This window comes from Streptomyces xinghaiensis S187, assembly GCF_000220705.2.
Taxonomy (GTDB): Bacteria; Actinomycetota; Actinomycetes; order Streptomycetales; family Streptomycetaceae; genus Streptomyces; species Streptomyces xinghaiensis.
In genome coordinates this window covers 2,267,844-2,282,569 of the sequence record NZ_CP023202.1, presented here as the reverse complement: position 1 = coordinate 2,282,569, position 14,726 = coordinate 2,267,844, and the positions used below count along the sequence as shown (strand labels likewise).

At 73.0% G+C, this 14,726-nt stretch carries 12 protein-coding genes; 9 read left to right on the top strand and 3 right to left on the bottom strand.

Annotation, left to right across the window (positions count from 1 at the left end; all coding sequences use genetic code 11):
- Positions 1 to 15: 15 nt before the first annotated feature.
- Positions 16 to 2,262 carry an N-6 DNA methylase gene (locus SXIN_RS09545; RefSeq protein WP_039822315.1) on the top strand — a complete coding sequence of 749 codons (2,247 nt, stop codon included), beginning with the start codon at positions 16 to 18 and terminating at the stop codon, positions 2,260 to 2,262.
- Here SXIN_RS09545 and SXIN_RS32900 read toward each other — a convergent pair.
- Complete coding sequence (locus SXIN_RS32900; RefSeq protein ID WP_095756862.1) at positions 2,225 to 2,500, bottom strand: DUF397 domain-containing protein; 276 nt, start codon at positions 2,498 to 2,500, stop codon at positions 2,225 to 2,227. The two genes, SXIN_RS09545 and SXIN_RS32900, sit on opposite strands and share 38 nt — an antisense overlap.
- Positions 2,501 to 2,686: 186 nt before the next feature.
- Between SXIN_RS32900 and SXIN_RS09535 the strand changes: the two genes are divergently transcribed.
- On the top strand, positions 2,687 to 3,403 hold the full coding sequence (locus tag SXIN_RS09535) for a spermidine synthase family protein (RefSeq protein ID WP_039822313.1): 717 nt from the start codon (positions 2,687 to 2,689) through the stop codon (positions 3,401 to 3,403).
- Positions 3,404 to 3,672: 269 nt separating this feature from the next.
- Complete coding sequence (locus SXIN_RS09530) at positions 3,673 to 5,922, top strand: TerD family protein (RefSeq protein ID WP_039822329.1); 2,250 nt, start codon at positions 3,673 to 3,675, stop codon at positions 5,920 to 5,922.
- 21 nt (positions 5,923 to 5,943) lie between these two features.
- Here the strand turns inward: SXIN_RS09530 and SXIN_RS09525 are convergent, their stop codons facing one another.
- Together SXIN_RS09525 and gntA are read right to left on the bottom strand one after the other, a co-directional pair.
- Entirely contained in the window at positions 5,944 to 6,411 is a 468-nt protein-coding gene (locus SXIN_RS09525; RefSeq protein ID WP_019710060.1) for a hypothetical protein, read from the bottom strand.
- Between the two features lie 161 nt (positions 6,412 to 6,572).
- A complete protein-coding gene (gntA, locus tag SXIN_RS09520) occupies positions 6,573 to 7,397 on the bottom strand; it encodes a guanitoxin biosynthesis heme-dependent pre-guanitoxin N-hydroxylase GntA (protein WP_019710059.1) in 825 nt (274 codons plus the stop codon).
- A 553-nt stretch (positions 7,398 to 7,950) separates the two neighbouring features.
- Between gntA and SXIN_RS09515 the strand changes: the two genes are divergently transcribed.
- The 6 genes from SXIN_RS09515 (at position 7,951) to selA (ending at position 14,724) form a co-directional block, all read left to right on the top strand.
- Complete coding sequence (locus tag SXIN_RS09515; RefSeq protein ID WP_095756861.1) at positions 7,951 to 8,952, top strand: DMT family transporter; 1,002 nt, start codon at positions 7,951 to 7,953, stop codon at positions 8,950 to 8,952.
- 63 nt (positions 8,953 to 9,015) lie between these two features.
- Positions 9,016 to 9,867 carry an isocitrate lyase/PEP mutase family protein gene (locus tag SXIN_RS09510; protein WP_019710057.1) on the top strand — a complete coding sequence of 284 codons (852 nt, stop codon included), beginning with the start codon at positions 9,016 to 9,018 and terminating at the stop codon, positions 9,865 to 9,867.
- A gap of 216 nt (positions 9,868 to 10,083) precedes the next feature.
- The gene (locus SXIN_RS09505) at positions 10,084 to 10,812 is read left to right on the top strand and encodes a GAF and ANTAR domain-containing protein (protein WP_019710056.1); all 729 of its coding nucleotides are present in this window, start codon (positions 10,084 to 10,086) and stop codon (positions 10,810 to 10,812) included.
- Between the two features lie 132 nt (positions 10,813 to 10,944).
- A complete protein-coding gene (locus SXIN_RS09500; protein WP_019710055.1) occupies positions 10,945 to 11,772 on the top strand; it encodes an NmrA family NAD(P)-binding protein in 828 nt (275 codons plus the stop codon).
- Positions 11,773 to 11,881: 109 nt separating this feature from the next.
- Positions 11,882 to 12,874, top strand: a complete 993-nt coding sequence (locus tag SXIN_RS09495) for an AraC family transcriptional regulator (protein WP_039822321.1) — start codon at positions 11,882 to 11,884, stop codon at positions 12,872 to 12,874.
- 533 nt (positions 12,875 to 13,407) lie between these two features.
- Positions 13,408 to 14,724: an L-seryl-tRNA(Sec) selenium transferase gene (selA, locus tag SXIN_RS09490; RefSeq protein WP_238153719.1), complete on the top strand. Its 1,317-nt coding sequence runs from the start codon at positions 13,408 to 13,410 to the stop codon at positions 14,722 to 14,724.
- Positions 14,725 to 14,726 lie beyond the last annotated feature (2 nt).

Below are 14,726 nucleotides of genomic sequence, written 5' to 3'. Positions count from 1 at the left end.
ACGGAGGATGATCTTGTGGCGGACTTCGGGCGACTCGTAGTGACCCGTGCCGACATCGCGCGCCTCGCGGGTGTCAAACGTCCTGCTGTGGCCAACTGGGAGCGGCGGCACCAGGATTTTCCTGCACCGGTGCCGTCATCCGGCCATTCGGGCACCGACGTCTTCCGGGCAGACGAAGTTGCCGCTTGGCTGGGTCGGCGGACGGTACCGGCGAACGTACGGCGGGAAGGAGAACTGGCGGGTACGACCTTCGGTGATCGGTTCCGGGCAGGTCTGGACCGCGGCAACTTCAGCGCGCAGGACTTTGTTCACAGACTGCTGGCCGAGGCGAATCGATTCCGTGGGCAATTGGCGCCGGCTGAGAACATGCTGTTGTTGCTCGGGCTGGTCTACACATGGGGAACCAGCCCCGCGGCCCGTGCTTCGGCAACATCTCTGCATACCGTTCTGCGCACCGTGCTCGCCCGTGACGTCGCAGGCCACGAACAGGTCGCCACTCTTGTCGAGGTCTTCGGCCAACAGGGTCCGGGGACACGAGCCGAGTGCGCGGCTGTATTCGACTTGCTGGTGGACCGCTACCGGAGTGAGCACGGACGGCGTGAAGGAGGAGAGTTTTTCACACCGAAGTCTGTGGCGCGCACCATGGCACGCATGCTGTCCATCGCCGTCCCCCGGCCACGCCGTGTTCACGATCCCTTCTGCCGTGCCGGGGAAGTGCTCACGGCGATTCTCGCCGAGCTGCCCGAATCCGGGATCCGGCCACGCGTAACGGGTACGACTCCGAGCAGTGACGCTCTGCATCTCGCCACGATGAATCTCACCCTCCATGGCGCGGAAGACGCAGTCTTCCACCTGGGAATGGAGATCGAAGGGCCGGGGCCACGTGATGGATCCGGATCCCCCTGGCCGAGCGGCATCGACTGGATCGCGACCAACCCGCCCTTTGCCCAACGGCTGTCCGCCTCCGAGGAGCAGCGGAGCTGGCGCTATGGCCCGCCGGGCTCGCGGGGTGACTTCGCATGGCTGCAGCACGTGATGGACCAATTGGCTCCGGGCGGGCGGGCCGCAGTAGTGATGCCGGAGGGCGCCGGATTCATTGGCGGCCGCGCGGGGCGGATCCGTGGCGCGATGATCGAGGACGGAGCCGTCGAATGCGTCGTGGCACTGCCCCCGCAGTTGTTCGCCACCACGGGGATTCCCGTCAATATCTGGATCCTGACACGACCGGTGGGCCGGCCCGAGGAAGTCCTGTTCATCGACGGCTCAGCGCTGGGCAGCATGACCGGCCCGGCGTTGCGTGAACTGCCCGAACGGGACATTGCCGCAGTGGTCGATGCGTACACCGCATGGCACCACGGAACGGAGCGAACCGAACCTGCACCGCCCGGTGCCGGTGCCGTCGCCAGCCGTGCCCTCAAGCTCGACGAGCTTCGGGACCGGGATTACCTGCTCACCCCCCGCTCCCTGACGGCTCCTGAACTCCCGCTGGTGAATCCTCAGAGCCCCGAGGGGGCCATGGCTCGCCGAATGGAACGGTTGGAGTCCGCCGCAGCGCGGCTGCAAGAACTGAGCGACAACCTGAAACGGTCTGGGAACCCATGGCGGGAACCATGGCCCCGAGCAGCGACCGGCGGGACAAGAGCGAGCCTCCCGTCCGGGTGGCGTAAGGAGCGGCTCGGCGCGCTGGCGGAGATCACGGTCGGCCCAGGTGGGCGAAGGCGGGATAAGACAGACGACACCGGTCGCGGGACTCCCGTGGTCCGTCCTGCGGCCGTGCGCGGACACCGGATTCTGCATGAAGGCGTGTCCTGGGTTCCGGAGGACGAAGCAAAGACTCTGACGCGCTATCAACTCCAGCCCGGAGACGTGGTAATGACGCGAACCGGCACCCTGGGCCGCTGCGCCTTGGTCACGGAAGCCGAGGAAGGGTGGATTTTCGGCACTCACCTGGTGCGGATCCGCCCCTTCGAACTCTCGTACGCCGACTACCTCCTCGGCTTCCTGGAACGTCCCGAAGCCCAGAGTTGGATCAGTCGGCGGGCCAGGGGAACCGCTGTGCGGTCGGTCTCCTCGAAGGACCTGCACGACCTGCCCGTCCTGCTGCCTCCCCGGGCGGAGCAGCAGAAGATCGGGCGTGTACTGAACACCCTGGATCAGCAGCGTCAAACCCACACCGAACTCATTGCGGTGCTCGATGCCTATCGTGCGGAACTGGCGGATCTGCTCACGTCCGGCCACATTGCGCTTCCCACAGGGGAGTGACCGAGTTCGCCGGCAACGCGGTTGAGGCAAGGCCGAGATGATCCCATCCGTCCCGACGGCCCGTGCCCGCGCGGTGTCGGCGCAGTTGGTCGAGGAACGCGCTCCAGGCGGAACGGCTGAAGCAGAGCACTGGGCCGCCGGGGCGCTTGCCGGCCCGGGCGGGGACAGCGCCGGGGATGTTGCCGGCGACCTCCACGCAGTCGCCCTGCCCGCCGTTGTGGCTGCTCGTGCGCCACATCGGTTCCGGCGCGACGATGGATACGCGGGCTTCGATGATTCCGGGGCCGTCGGCTGCGCCGGGCCGGGGGAATCGGGGAGGATCACGTCCACCCGCAGCCATTCCCGTACGGAGCGGGAGCCGGGCCGGAACCGGCACACCGCCAGCGGCCCCGCCCCGGGCCCGGAACCAGGAGAGCGATTCCCCTTGAGCAAGCGATTCCAGGAACTCGACTGGCGCCCCACCCCCATGGGCGAGATCAGTCTGCGGCGCCGCCGCCATCTGCCCACGGACACCGACGTGTACGAGGTGAAGCTCGGCGACGAGTGGCTGATGTCGAGCATGTTCACGGCGGGGGAGATCGCGCTCGCGGACCTCGGCCTGGCGGAGTGCGGGGGCGGCGAACTGGACGTCGTCGTTGGCGGGCTCGGGCTCGGCTACACCGCCGACGCGGCGCTGAACGACAAGCGCGTCCGGTCGCTGCTGGTGGTGGAGGCGCTGGGCGAGGTCGTCGAGTGGCACCGGCGGGGGCTCGTGCCCCTGGGCCCGCGTCTGACGGCGGACCCCCGCTGCCGTCTCGTCCAGGGCGACTTCTTCGCCGAGGCGGCCGGTTCCCGCGGCTTCGACCCCGAGGCGCCCGGCCGCCGCTTCCACGCCGTCCTCCTGGACGTCGACCACTCGCCGCAGCACGTGCTGCACCCCAGCCACGCCGGCTTCTACCGGCCCGAGGGGCTGCGCGCCCTGGCGGGTCACCTGCACCCCGAGGGGGTCTTCGCCCTCTGGTCGAACGACCCTCCGAGCGAGGAGTTCAACTCAGCGCTCGCGCAGGTGTTCCCGGAGACCGAGGCGCGGATCGTCACCTTCGACAACCCCCTCCAGGACAACACGGCCTCCTGCACCATCTACATCGCCCGGGCGCGGTGAACCCGGCCCGCACGCGGAGCCGTGGCACTCCGGCCGCCCCGGCCAGAGGCCAAAAAGGGGGGCTGCGTCCGGCGCACCGCCAACCGCCAACTGTGAACACTCTGCGAAAAGATGTGCACTCAATCAACGCATTAGCCCTCGGTATGCATGCACCGGCCACTAGAGTTCCGGCACACAGCGGGTGTGGCACACATCACGCTTCATGGCGGCCGTGCGGACCGGGGAGGGTCCGGCCGGCCCGGGCACGTGGGGGCGGGGACATGCTGGAGATGGTCAAGGGAGCCAATGTGGGACTGGCGGCTCTGAGCGAGGACGCCGGCGCCGTGGTCCTGAGTCTTTCCTGGTGCAGTACGGACGGCGACGGGGACGCGGACGTCTCCGTTCTCCTCCTCGACGCCAATGGCAAGGTGCGCGGCGACGCGGACTTCCTCTTCTACAACAACCCGGTGGCGGCGGACGGCAGCGTGCAACTGCTCGGCAAGACCCCGACCGCCAACGGCAGCGAGGACCGGATCAGCCTCGACCTCTCCGTGATGCCGCCGGAGGTGGACCGCGTCGTCCTGGCGGCCAGCCGCTACGGCGGCGCCCGCTTCGGCGACCTGGACGACCTGCGGATGACGCTCGCCGACCGTACGGGGGAGACCGTCCTCGGCTTCTCCATCGGTGACGCGAGCGTGGAGAGCGCCTTCCTCTTCGGCGAGCTGTACCGCCGTGCCGGGGAGTGGAAGTTCCGGGCGGTCGGGCAGGGCTACGAGACCGGGCTGGCGGGCCTGGCGACGGACTTCGGCATCGACGTGGACGAGGCCCCGGAGGAGGAGCCCGGCGATCCGGGGACGGCGGAGGAGACGGGTGAGCCCGTACCGGACACGGCGGGCACGGCGGACACGGTGGGTACGGCGGGTACGGCGGGTACGGCGGCGGTGCCACCCGCCGAAGGGGCGGCGGCCCCGGTGCCGGCCCCCGACCCGCCCGCTGCGACGGCATCCGCGCCCGTGCCGGGAACGGCGGTGCCCCCGCGTCCGTCCACCACCGTCCCCTCTCAGCGGCCGGCCCCAGAAGCCGCAACCGCACCCGTGCCCGCAGCCGAAGCCCCGGCCCCGGCACCTGCCTCGACACCCGCCCCGGCGCCGGCCCCGGCAGGGCCCCCCGCCCCGGCCGCCCGCCGCCCCCGTACCGCCAAGAGGAAGGTGACGATCCCCCGGACCGCCAGGAAGTCCCTCGCCGAGAACGACACCTGGCGGCAGGCCCGGCTCTTCCCCGCCCCGGCGCTCAAGAGCGACCGGGAGCGGGAGACCAGGGCGACCTCCGTCCTGCTCTCGGTGATGGCCCAGGTACCGGAGTTCGGGCGCCGGCTCACCGCCGCGTTCGGGGCACCGGCCGGCCGGACGGAGACCTTCGCCGAGGTCTCCCTGCCGCACGGGGACACGCCCAGGCGCCCGGACGGCATCATCCGCGTGGAGCGTGCGGGCAAGCTGTGGACCGCCCTGGTGGAGACCAAGACCAACGGCAATCCGCTGAAGCCGGACCAGGTGCAGGCCTACATGGACATCGCCGCCCGGCGCGGCTACGAGGCCGTCATCACGCTCTCGAACGACGTGGCCCTGGAAGGCCGGCCGCTGGTCGACGTCAAGATCGACAAGCGCCGCAAGCACAAGGTCGCGCTGTGGCACCTCTCCTGGGCGGAGGTCGCGCACCAGGCGCAGATGCTGATCCGTCACGAGGGCGTCGGCAACGCCGCCCACGCCTGGCTCCTCCAGGAACTTCTGCACTACCTCCAGCACGACAACTCCGGGTGCCACGGCTTTCAGAACATGGGCCCGGCCTGGGTACCGGTGCGCAGGGGCATCGACGAGGAGACGCTCTGCGAGGGCGACCGGCGCGCCGTCGAGGTGGTGGAGAGCTGGGAACGGCTCGTCCGGCAGGTCTGCCTGCGGCTCGGCGGCGAGCTGGGGCAGAAGGTGCTGCCCGTGCAGCGCGCCAGGCGCGGCACCGATCCCGACACCCGCCGGGCGGCGCTCGCCGACAGCTTCTGCCGGGACGGACGGCTGAGCGCGGAGCTCCGTGTCGACGGGGCCCAGGGCGTCCTGGGCATCGTGGCCGACCTGCGCACCGGCAAGCTGCGCACCTCCGTCGAGATGCCCGCGCCGGACCAGGGCTACCCGCTGGCCTGGGCCAAGCGCCTGATCCGTCAACTCGCCGAAGCGCCCGCCGACACCCACATCGAGACGCTGGTCGACGGCCGGGGTGCCGGCCCGCGCGGCACCCTGGAGCGCCTGCGGCCGGAGCCGGCCGACATCCTGCCGAAGGACGGTGCCGCGATCACCGGCTTCCGGCTGTCCCTCTTCAAGGGGATGGGCAGCACGCGCGGCAGCGCCGAGTCCGGCTTCATCCGCAGCGTCGACGACGCGGTGGACCGCTTCTACGCCGGCGTCGTCGCCCACCTCGACACCGCCCGCCCGGGACGCCGCTCGCAGTCCGCCGCGGGAGGCGGGGCCGTGGCGCGGGCCGCCGCCGGGTGACGCGGGTAGCGGGGTGTTCCCTCAGCGGACGTCCGAGGAAGCCAGGGTGATGAAGGTCTCCAACGCGTCCTTGGCCCGGCCGCCTTGGGCGCTCAGCTCCGCCTTGGAGCCGGCGCGGGGGATCTCGGAGGTCAGCTCGTAGGCGTGGCGGGCCGCGTCCACCACCGCGGCCGCGCTGGCTATGAGCTGGACGCGGAACAGCCCGTGCAGGGCCGTTCCGCGCAGGCGGTGGGCCTCCAGGCGGGCCTCGAAGTGGGCCGGGCCGTCGGGGTCCTCGTCCCTGCGGTGCCACCGGTCGTACTGCCCGCGCCGGAAGTCGGCCACGGCTCCGGCGAAGTCGCTGTAGACCTGCATGCGTTCGGCCCGCAACTGCTGCGCGGCGGCGAAGTGCTGGGCGCGGCGGTCGGCGGCGCGCTGGAAGACATGCGTCACGGCGGAACCGAGCAGGGTTCCGACAACAGCGATCAGAGTCGAAAGAGTGGCGTCCACGCGGAGCAGGACACCACAGACTCACCCGCCGCGAAGCCGGTTTCGGCCGGGTGCCGGGCTTCCCGGCACCCCTCGTGCACGGGGCCCGCAGCACCGGAGCTTGCCGAACCCGGGCCCCGGCCGTCGCGGCGTCCGCCGTTCCGTACGAGGCGCGGAGCGGCTCAGACCATGGCCGCTGAGGCCGCCGGCGAATCGGCGTGGGCCGCCTGGTGCGGGACGCGGGGAACCGCCGGGCCGTGCTCCACGGGCGCGGTGCCGGGCTCCCGGAAGTATCCGGTCTCGGCCCCGGTCTCCGTCCCGGTGTCCGCCGCGGCCCCGGCGCGGGTCTCCACGCCGCTCCGGGCCCGGAAGGGGCACTGCCACTCGGCGGGCTTCCGGCTCCCGGAGTAGCGCCGGGCCTCGGACAGCTGCTCGTACTCCTGGAGATTGGGGTTGATGTCGCCCTGCAGCTTGATGTCCTGTTTGCGTATCTTGTCGGCCAGCCGGTCCCACATCCCCGCGGCCTTGATCCGCCGGAACTGCACATGGGAGTTGAAGGCCAGCATCGGGAAGGGCGGGCGCCGGCCGAGACGGACGTGGTTCGGGTGCAGCCCGATCACGAAGAAGGGGTGCCCGGCGACGCTGAACGCGAACTCCCCGGACTGGGCGTCGGAGGAGTAGCCCTCGGCCCAGCGGTGGGTCTCCGCGTCGTACTCGTGGAGCGCCTGGAGCTGCTGCCAGAGGTGCTGTTCGAACCCGGCCTCGTCCAGGCCGCGGGGGTCCTCGAAGGTGGCGATGAAGCTCGTGAAGGAGCGGCTGTCCCAGTCGGCGGACCCGACGAACTCCGCCAGGTCGAGGGCCAGGAGCCGGGCGGACTCGACGCCGCCGAACCGCTCGTAGTGACGGTGTGTGATGCCTCCCTGACGCCAGGCGGACCGCCCGGCCAGACAGGAGAACCTGTCACCCAGCAGGAACTTCTCAACCTCTGCACGCGCAGAAGCGTTCACGGCTCGCCCTCCTTCCGCCACATCCCACGCGGAGGGCGATCAATTCCGGCATTCATGTCCTGGGCGTCCGCCCGGCACCCTTATGAAAAGCTGCGCGATCCCGCAGGTCAAGAGCCTGCTGAGGCGGAGAGAAACGGGTCTCACCCCCGCGGCTGACGGAGGCGCCACGGCCATTGTGACGGCGCGAAGCCGATCAGCGAAATCCGCCGGTGGGAGCCCCTGTCCGGAGGGTGTCCGGAGGGCAACCGGAGGCGTGATCCGCGGGACCGGATCTCGCTCGGCGTGACCGCCGGGGCGCGGCTCGCGGACACGGAGAGTGAAGCGGTGGGTGTCCCGGGAGCGGCGCCGGGCCGGGATGCGCCGGCCGGCCGGGGCGGTCGGCCGGGGGTGATCGGCGGGCTGCAGTGGAGGGGACCGGGGAATCCGGGGGAGAGGACCGGGGAATCCGGGGGAACGCCCGGCGAACCGGAACCCGAGGGTCCGCTGAACGGTGCGGGAAGGCCGGAAAAAAATGCCTCGCGCAGGTGTCGGAGGGGCCCGGTACCGTGCGCCCATGGATCACGCGACCGGCGGTACCCGTATCGATCGGCGCGCCCTCACCGCAGTAGTCGTCACCGTGGTGCTGTGGGCGTCGGCGTTCGTCTCCATCCGCGTGTCGGCCGAGCATTACGCTCCCGGCGCGCTCGCACTGGGGCGGCTTCTGATCGCTTCGCTGGCACTCGGCTGTGTCTTCCTGCTCAAGCGGGGCACGCTGCCCGACCGCAGAGCCTGGCCGGGGATCGCGGGGGCCGGCGTGATGTGGTTCGGCGTCTACATGGTCGCGCTGAACTGGGGCGAGCAGCTGGTGGACGCGGGGACGGCCGCCATGCTGGTCAATATCGGGCCCGTGCTGATCGCCCTGCTCAGCGGCTGGCTCCTCAAGGAGGGTTTCCCGCCGCTGCTGCTGGCCGGGATGGCCGTGTCGTTCGCGGGGGCCGCGGTGGTCGGGCTGTCGATGTCCGGCGGCGGCTCGTCCTCCCTGGCGGGTGTGGTGCTCTGCCTGGTCGCCGCCGTCACGTACGCCGCCGGGGTCGTCGCGCAGAAGCCGGCGCTCCGCTACGCGAGCCCGATGCAGGTGACCACCTTCGGGTGCTTCGTCGGCGCCCTGGCCTGCCTGCCGTTCGGCGGCCAACTCCTCGCGGATCTGCCCGCGGCCCCGCTGCCGGCGACGCTCAACCTGGTGTACCTCGGGCTCTTCCCCACCGCTCTCGCCTTCAGCACCTGGGCCTATGCCCTGGCCCGTACGACGGCGGGGAAGCTCGGCGCCACCACCTACGCCGTCCCCGCGGTCGTCGTCCTGATCTCCTGGATCACGCTGGAGGAGGTGCCCGGCTGGCTCACCCTGCTGGGCGGCGCCGTCTGCCTGGCCGGTGTGGCCGTCTCCCGGCTCCCCGCCCGGCGGCCCACGGCGCCGCCGGCCCCGGAGCAGCCGCCCGGGCCGGTCGCCGGGCCCGCCGCGGCGAAGGAGGCGCGGGGCGCGGCTTCGGGCACGGACGAGCAGGTCGAGGTGGGCTGAGAGGGGCTGAGGTGAGGTGAACTGAGCCGTGCCCCCCCGTAACGCGTATCGCAGGAGCCCCGCATGAGCCGCCGCCCCGCTGACGACCAGTACCGCAAAGCCACCGCATTCCGCGCCCTGCACACCGGCCCGCGGCCCTTCGTCGTTCCGAACCCGTGGGACGCGGGCTCCGCGCGCCTGCTCACCGGGATGGGCTTCGCGGCCCTCGCCACCACGGGCGCCGGCTTCGCCTACACCCTCGGCCGGCCGGACGGCGCGAACCGCGTCGGACGGGAAGAGGTCCTGGACAACGCCCGCTCCATCGCCGCCGCGACCCCGCTGCCGGTCACCGCCGACCTGGAGAGCGGCTTCGGCCGGACCCCCGGGGAGGTCGCCGAGACCATCCGGCTGGCCGCGGCCGCCGGCCTGGTGGGCGGTTCCGTCGAGGACTCGACGGGGCGGGCCGACGACCCGGTCCGTCCGGTCGGGGAGGCGGCGGAGCGCGTGGCCGCCGCCGTCGCCGCCGCCCGCGAGCTGGACTTCCCCTTCACCGTGACGGCACGGGCGGAGAACTTCTTCCAGGGCCGGCCCGACCTGGACGACACGATCCGCCGCCTGCGGGCGTACGAGGAGGCCGGCGCCGACGTCCTGTACGCCCCGGCCCTCCCGGACGCCGACGCGGTGCGGGCGGTGTGCTCCGCCGTCGGCAGGCCCGTCAACGTCCTGATGGGCGGGGCGCTGCGGCTGTCCGTCACCGAGCTCGGGGAACTCGGCGTGCGGCGGATCAGCGTGGGATCGTCGATGGCCCGGGCGGCGCTGGGAGCGCTGGTCCGGGCCGCGGGGGAGATCCGGGAGCACGGCACCTTCACCTTCGGCGCGGAGGCCCTCTCCTACCCCGAACTCAACGCGCTGCTCGGCCCCGGTCCGGAAGGGTGACCTCCACGGCGGCCCGGCGGGGCCCCGGCACGACCGCCCGGCGGCAGGGCCCCGTGACACCGGAGTAGCGTGTGTGGCAGAGGCTGCGCCGCGCCGGCCCCGAACCGGCGTCAGGTGGTGGCCGCACTGGAGGTGTTCCTTCGGACGTGGAATCCCGTCGCCCCGGTGGCACGAACAGATGCCGACCACCGGGCCGCGGACCACGCGAAGGACCACATGCTGAGCGAAGACGACGCGTACAACAGTGACTACATCACCCAGTGGCTGCTCGAGACCGACTCCCTGGAGGACTTCCTGCAGGCGCTGGCCGACGCGGCCCTGAAGCTGTCCCGGACCGAGGGCGTCGGGGTGACCCTGGAGCGCAACGGCCGGCCCCTCACGGTGGTCAGCGCGGGACCCGCGGCGCCGAAACTGGACGAGAAGCAGTACGGCCAGGATGACGGCCCCTGCCTGCAGGCCCTGCGCACCGGCCGGGAGGTCGCCGTCCCGGACATGCTGGGCGAGAGCCGCTGGGGCGAGTACCCCGGCTACGCCGTGTCCTGCGGAATCCGCTCCTCCCTCTCCTTACCGATCGCCGCCCACACCCACACCGCCGGCGCTCTCAACCTGTACGCCGGCCCGCCCGGTGCCTTCGCGCGATCCGATCTCGCCGCCCTGCGCGCCCTGGCCTCTCAGGCCACCGGCGGCATAGCCCTGGCGCAACGCATCAGCGAGGCCCAGGAGTTCGCGGAGCAGATGCGGACCGCCATGCAGTCCCGGAGCGTCATCGACCAGGCCATCGGCGTGACCATGGGCCGGAACCGGTGCACCGCGGAGGAAGCCTTCGCCGTCCTGCGCTCCGCCTCCCAGCGGCGCAACATCAAGCTCCGGGACCTGTGTACCGAGCTGATCACCCGCCTCACCGGCCGGCCGCCCACCGCCCCGGGACCCCGTCCCCGCACCTGAGCCCGGATGGGGACGCCGGGCCGAACCCGGGCAGCCCAGGGACAGGGACGGCCGGGGCGACCGAGACGATCGCGTATGCAGGTGAGCTCGAGCGCCATGTACCGTCCGCGCGGCGGAAACTTGAATGGCGTCATGACCACGCACACGCAGAACACCGCACCCATCCTCCTCATCGGCGGCAACGGCAAGACCGGACGGCGCGTCGCCGAGCGCCTGCGGGCCCTCGGACGGCCCGTGCGGACCGGCTCCCGCAGCAGCGCGATCGCGTTCGTCTGGGAGGACGAGAGCACCTGGGGGGCCGCGCTGGACGGCGTCTCCGCCGCCTACGTCACCTACTACCCGGACCTGGCCTTTCCCGGGGCGACCGAAGCCGTCGGGCGGTTGGCGGCCTTCGCCGTGGCGCGCGGCGTCCGCCGCCTGGTGCTGCTGGCCGGCCGGGGCGAGGAGGGCGCCGTCGCCGGCGAGGACGCGCTCAAGGCGTCCGGCTGCGACTGGACCGTCGTCCGGGCCGGCTGGTTCAACCAGAACTTCAGCGAGAGCTTCTTCCTCGGCCCGGTCCGCTCGGGCGAGCTGGTGCTGCCCGCCGGAGACGCCGTCGAGCCGTTCGTGGACGCCGACGACATCGCCGACGTGGTCGTCGCCGCCCTCACGGACGACCGCCACATCGGCAGGACCTACGAGCTGTCCGGTCCCCGGCCGCTGAGCTTCCACGACGTGGCCCGTGAACTGTCGGCGGCCACCGGCCGGACCATCGCCTACGTCCCGGTCGGCACGGACGACTACCGTGCTGCGCTGCGGGAGGCGGGCGAACCGGAGGAGTTCGCGGACCTGTTCATCCTGATCACGGACGGGCGCAACGCCGCCCCGGTGCACGGTGTCCGGGAGGTGCTGGGGCGGGAGCCCAAGGACTTCACGGACTACGTCAAGGAGGCCGCGGCCACCGGGGTCTGGGACGTGTAGGCCGCCGGGGAACGCTCGGCCGCCGGGGACGCGCGGACCGCCCGCGTCGGTGGGAGACGATGTCCGCGACAGCACGGGCACAGGGAGAGTGACGGGGAGGGTGACGGGCGTGGACATGCTCAGCGGCCTGCTGGAGAGCCCCCAGGCACGCGGCGCCTTTCTCCTGAAGTCGGTGTTCAACCCCCCGTGGGGTCTGCGCATCGAGGACCGCGCGCCCCTGTCGCTGGCCACGATGCTGCACGGCTCGGCCTGGGTGCTCCGCGAGGACGCCGCGCCGGTGCGGCTGGAGGCCGGGGACGTGGCGGTGCTGCGCGGCCCCGAGCCGTACACGCTCGTCGACGACCCGGCGACCCGGCCGGGCATCACCGTCGGCCCGGACCAGCGCTGCAACACCACCGACGGGGAGGACGTCACCGAGACGATGGCCCTGGGGGTGCGCACCTGGGGCGAGCCCCACCGCACGGGATCGGCGGTGATGCTCAGCGGCACCTACCAGGCGCCGGGCGAGGTCGGGCGCAGGCTGCTCGCCGGCCTGCCGGCGCTGCTGGTGCAGCCCGCCTCGGCGGCGCGGTCCCCGCTGATCGGCATGCTGGCCGCCGAGCTGGAGCAGGAGGACGCCGGCCAGGAGGTGGTCCTCGACCGGCTCCTGGACCTGTTGCTCATCAACGTCCTGCGCTCCTGGCTCACGGAGTCGGGCAGTGGCGCGCCGCTCTGGCTCCGGGCCGGGAGCGACCCGGTGGTGGGGCGGGCCCTGCGGCAGCTGCACGAACGGCCGGGGCATTCATGGACGGTGGCGTCGCTCGCTTCCGCGGCCGGGGTCTCCCGGGCGGTCCTGGCCCGCCGCTTCACGGAACTCGTCGGCGAACCGCCCATGTCCTACCTGACCGGCTGGCGGCTGACCCTCGCCGCGGACCTGCTGCGCGACCCCGACCTCTCCCTCGCCGGCATCGCCCGGCGGGTGGGCTACTCGAGTCCGTTCGCCCTGAGCGCCGCCTTCAAACGGGAACGCGGCGTCAGCCCGCGGGAGTACCGCAACGGCGACCGGCCGGGCACCGGCGTATCCGCCGCCGCCACGGCACGGACGGTGGTCCTCGGACACTGAGCCCGGCCGGGACTGCCGCGCGGGAGCGGACCGGGGCGATGCGGGGTCCCCGCCGTGGCTGGTCCGCCCGGTGCCGGACGCCGGCGGGGGCCGTGAACCCGGAAGGCGTACCGCCGAGTTCTCTTCGCTCGGGCTCCCGTGCGGCGTCCCTCCCGCTCCGCCGTGCCGGCCCGCCGCTCCGCGACCGTTACGGCGGCTTATCACGCCGTCCTCCGGGTAGCCGACCGGTTCGGTGGGAACACCGGGCCACCGCACCGCCGGCGCGCTGCCACCACGCTGCCACCGCGGGCATGCTGCCCCGCTCGGTGAGGCCACGGCGTGTCCCGCGGCCGGCCGGGGGCACTGGGAGACGATGAACGTTCCCCGGGCGGGGACGAAGGGGACGAACAGGGCCGGAGGAGAGGAACCACGTGGACCAGCGCGTCACATCCGCGCGAAGGGGGACGCGGGCGCCGGACGGCGCACCCGGGGCCGCCCGGCCCGTCCCGGCCGGCCCCGGCGGTCAGAGCGGTCGGGCCGCCCGGGAGGACGACGTGCCGCGCGGGGCCGCGCCCGACGCGCGGCGGCGGATTCCCCGCACCGACGCCGTCCTGCGCGATCCCCGCCTGGCGGAGGCGGCCGCCCTGCTCGGGACGGCGCCGGTGAAAGCGGCGGTCCGCCGGGCGCAGGAGCGGGCGCGCGACGGAGCGGTACCGCCGGACGAGGTGGCCGATACGGCGGTCGCCCTGCTCCCGCGCACGGCGAGCGGCCTGCGGCCGGTGATCAACGCCACCGGCGTCGTGCTGCACACCAATCTCGGGCGGGCGTCGCTGTCGCCGGCGGCCCGGCGGGCGGTGCAGGAGGCCGCCGGGCCCACGGACGTGGAGCTGGATCTGGAGACCGGGGTACGGGCCCGCCGGGGCCGCACCGCCCTGGCGGCCCTCCTGGCCAGGGTGCCGTCAGCCGCCGCCGCGCACGTCGTCAACAACGGTGCCGCCGCGCTGGCGCTGGTGGCCGCCGCCCTCGCCGCCGGACGGGAGATCGTCATCAGCCGGGGGGAGATGGTGGAGATCGGGGACGGCTTCCGCCTGCCCGACCTCCTGGTCTCCACCGGGGCCCGGCTGCGCGAGGTGGGGACCACCAACCGCACCACCGCCGCCGACTACGCGGCCGCCGTCGGCCCGGAGACGGGGTTCGTCCTGAAGGTGCACCCGTCCAACTTCCGGATCACCGGTTTCACCCGGGTCCCGGACACCGCCGAGCTCGCGGGGCTGGGGGTCCCGGTCGTCGTCGACATCGGTTCGGGGCTGCCGGCCCCGCACCCGCTGCTGCCCGAAGAGCCGGACGCCGCGACGGAGTTGCGCGCGGGCGCGTCACTCGTCACCGCGAGCGGCGACAAGCTGCTGGGCGGGCCGCAGTGCGGGCTGCTCCTCGGTGCGGAGGAACTCGTCCGCACCGTCTCCCGGCACCCGCTCGCCCGCGCCCTGCGGGTGGACAAGCTGACCCTGGCCGCTCTGGAGGCGACGCTGACCGGGCCCGGTACGCCGACGGAGACGGCGCTGACCGCCGGTCCGGCGGATCTGCTGCGCCGCGCCGGGCGGCTGGCCGCCGTGCTGAGCGCCGAGGGCGTGGACGTTCGGGCCGTCGAGAGCGCCGGGACGGTCGGCGGCGGCGGAGCCCCCGGTGTGACGCTCCCCGGCGCCGCGCTCTCCCTGCCCGAGCGGTACGCCGCCGCCCTGCGCACCGGGGCGGTCCCCGTCGTCGGGCGCCTGGAGGCGGGGCGGTGCCTGCTCGACCTGCGGGCGGTGCCCGTGGAGGACGACGAGCGGCTGGCCGGGGCCGTCCGGTCCGTCGCGGCGGCGGAGAGGTGAGG

What these genes read in the sequence shown, in the direction of transcription:
- SXIN_RS09505 (WP_019710056.1), top strand. Translation starts at nt 10,084, where the DNA reads ATGCTGAGCGAAGACGACGCGTACAACAGTGACTACATCACCCAGTGG.
- SXIN_RS09500 (WP_019710055.1), top strand. Translation starts at nt 10,945, where the DNA reads ATGACCACGCACACGCAGAACACCGCACCCATCCTCCTCATCGGCGGC.
- SXIN_RS09515 (WP_095756861.1), top strand. Translation starts at nt 7,951, where the DNA reads ATGGATCACGCGACCGGCGGTACCCGTATCGATCGGCGCGCCCTCACC.
- SXIN_RS09530 (WP_039822329.1), top strand. Translation starts at nt 3,673, where the DNA reads ATGGTCAAGGGAGCCAATGTGGGACTGGCGGCTCTGAGCGAGGACGCC.
- SXIN_RS32900 (WP_095756862.1), bottom strand. Translation starts at nt 2,500, where the DNA reads ATGTGGCGCACGAGCAGCCACAACGGCGGGCAGGGCGACTGCGTGGAG.
- SXIN_RS09510 (WP_019710057.1), top strand. Translation starts at nt 9,016, where the DNA reads ATGAGCCGCCGCCCCGCTGACGACCAGTACCGCAAAGCCACCGCATTC.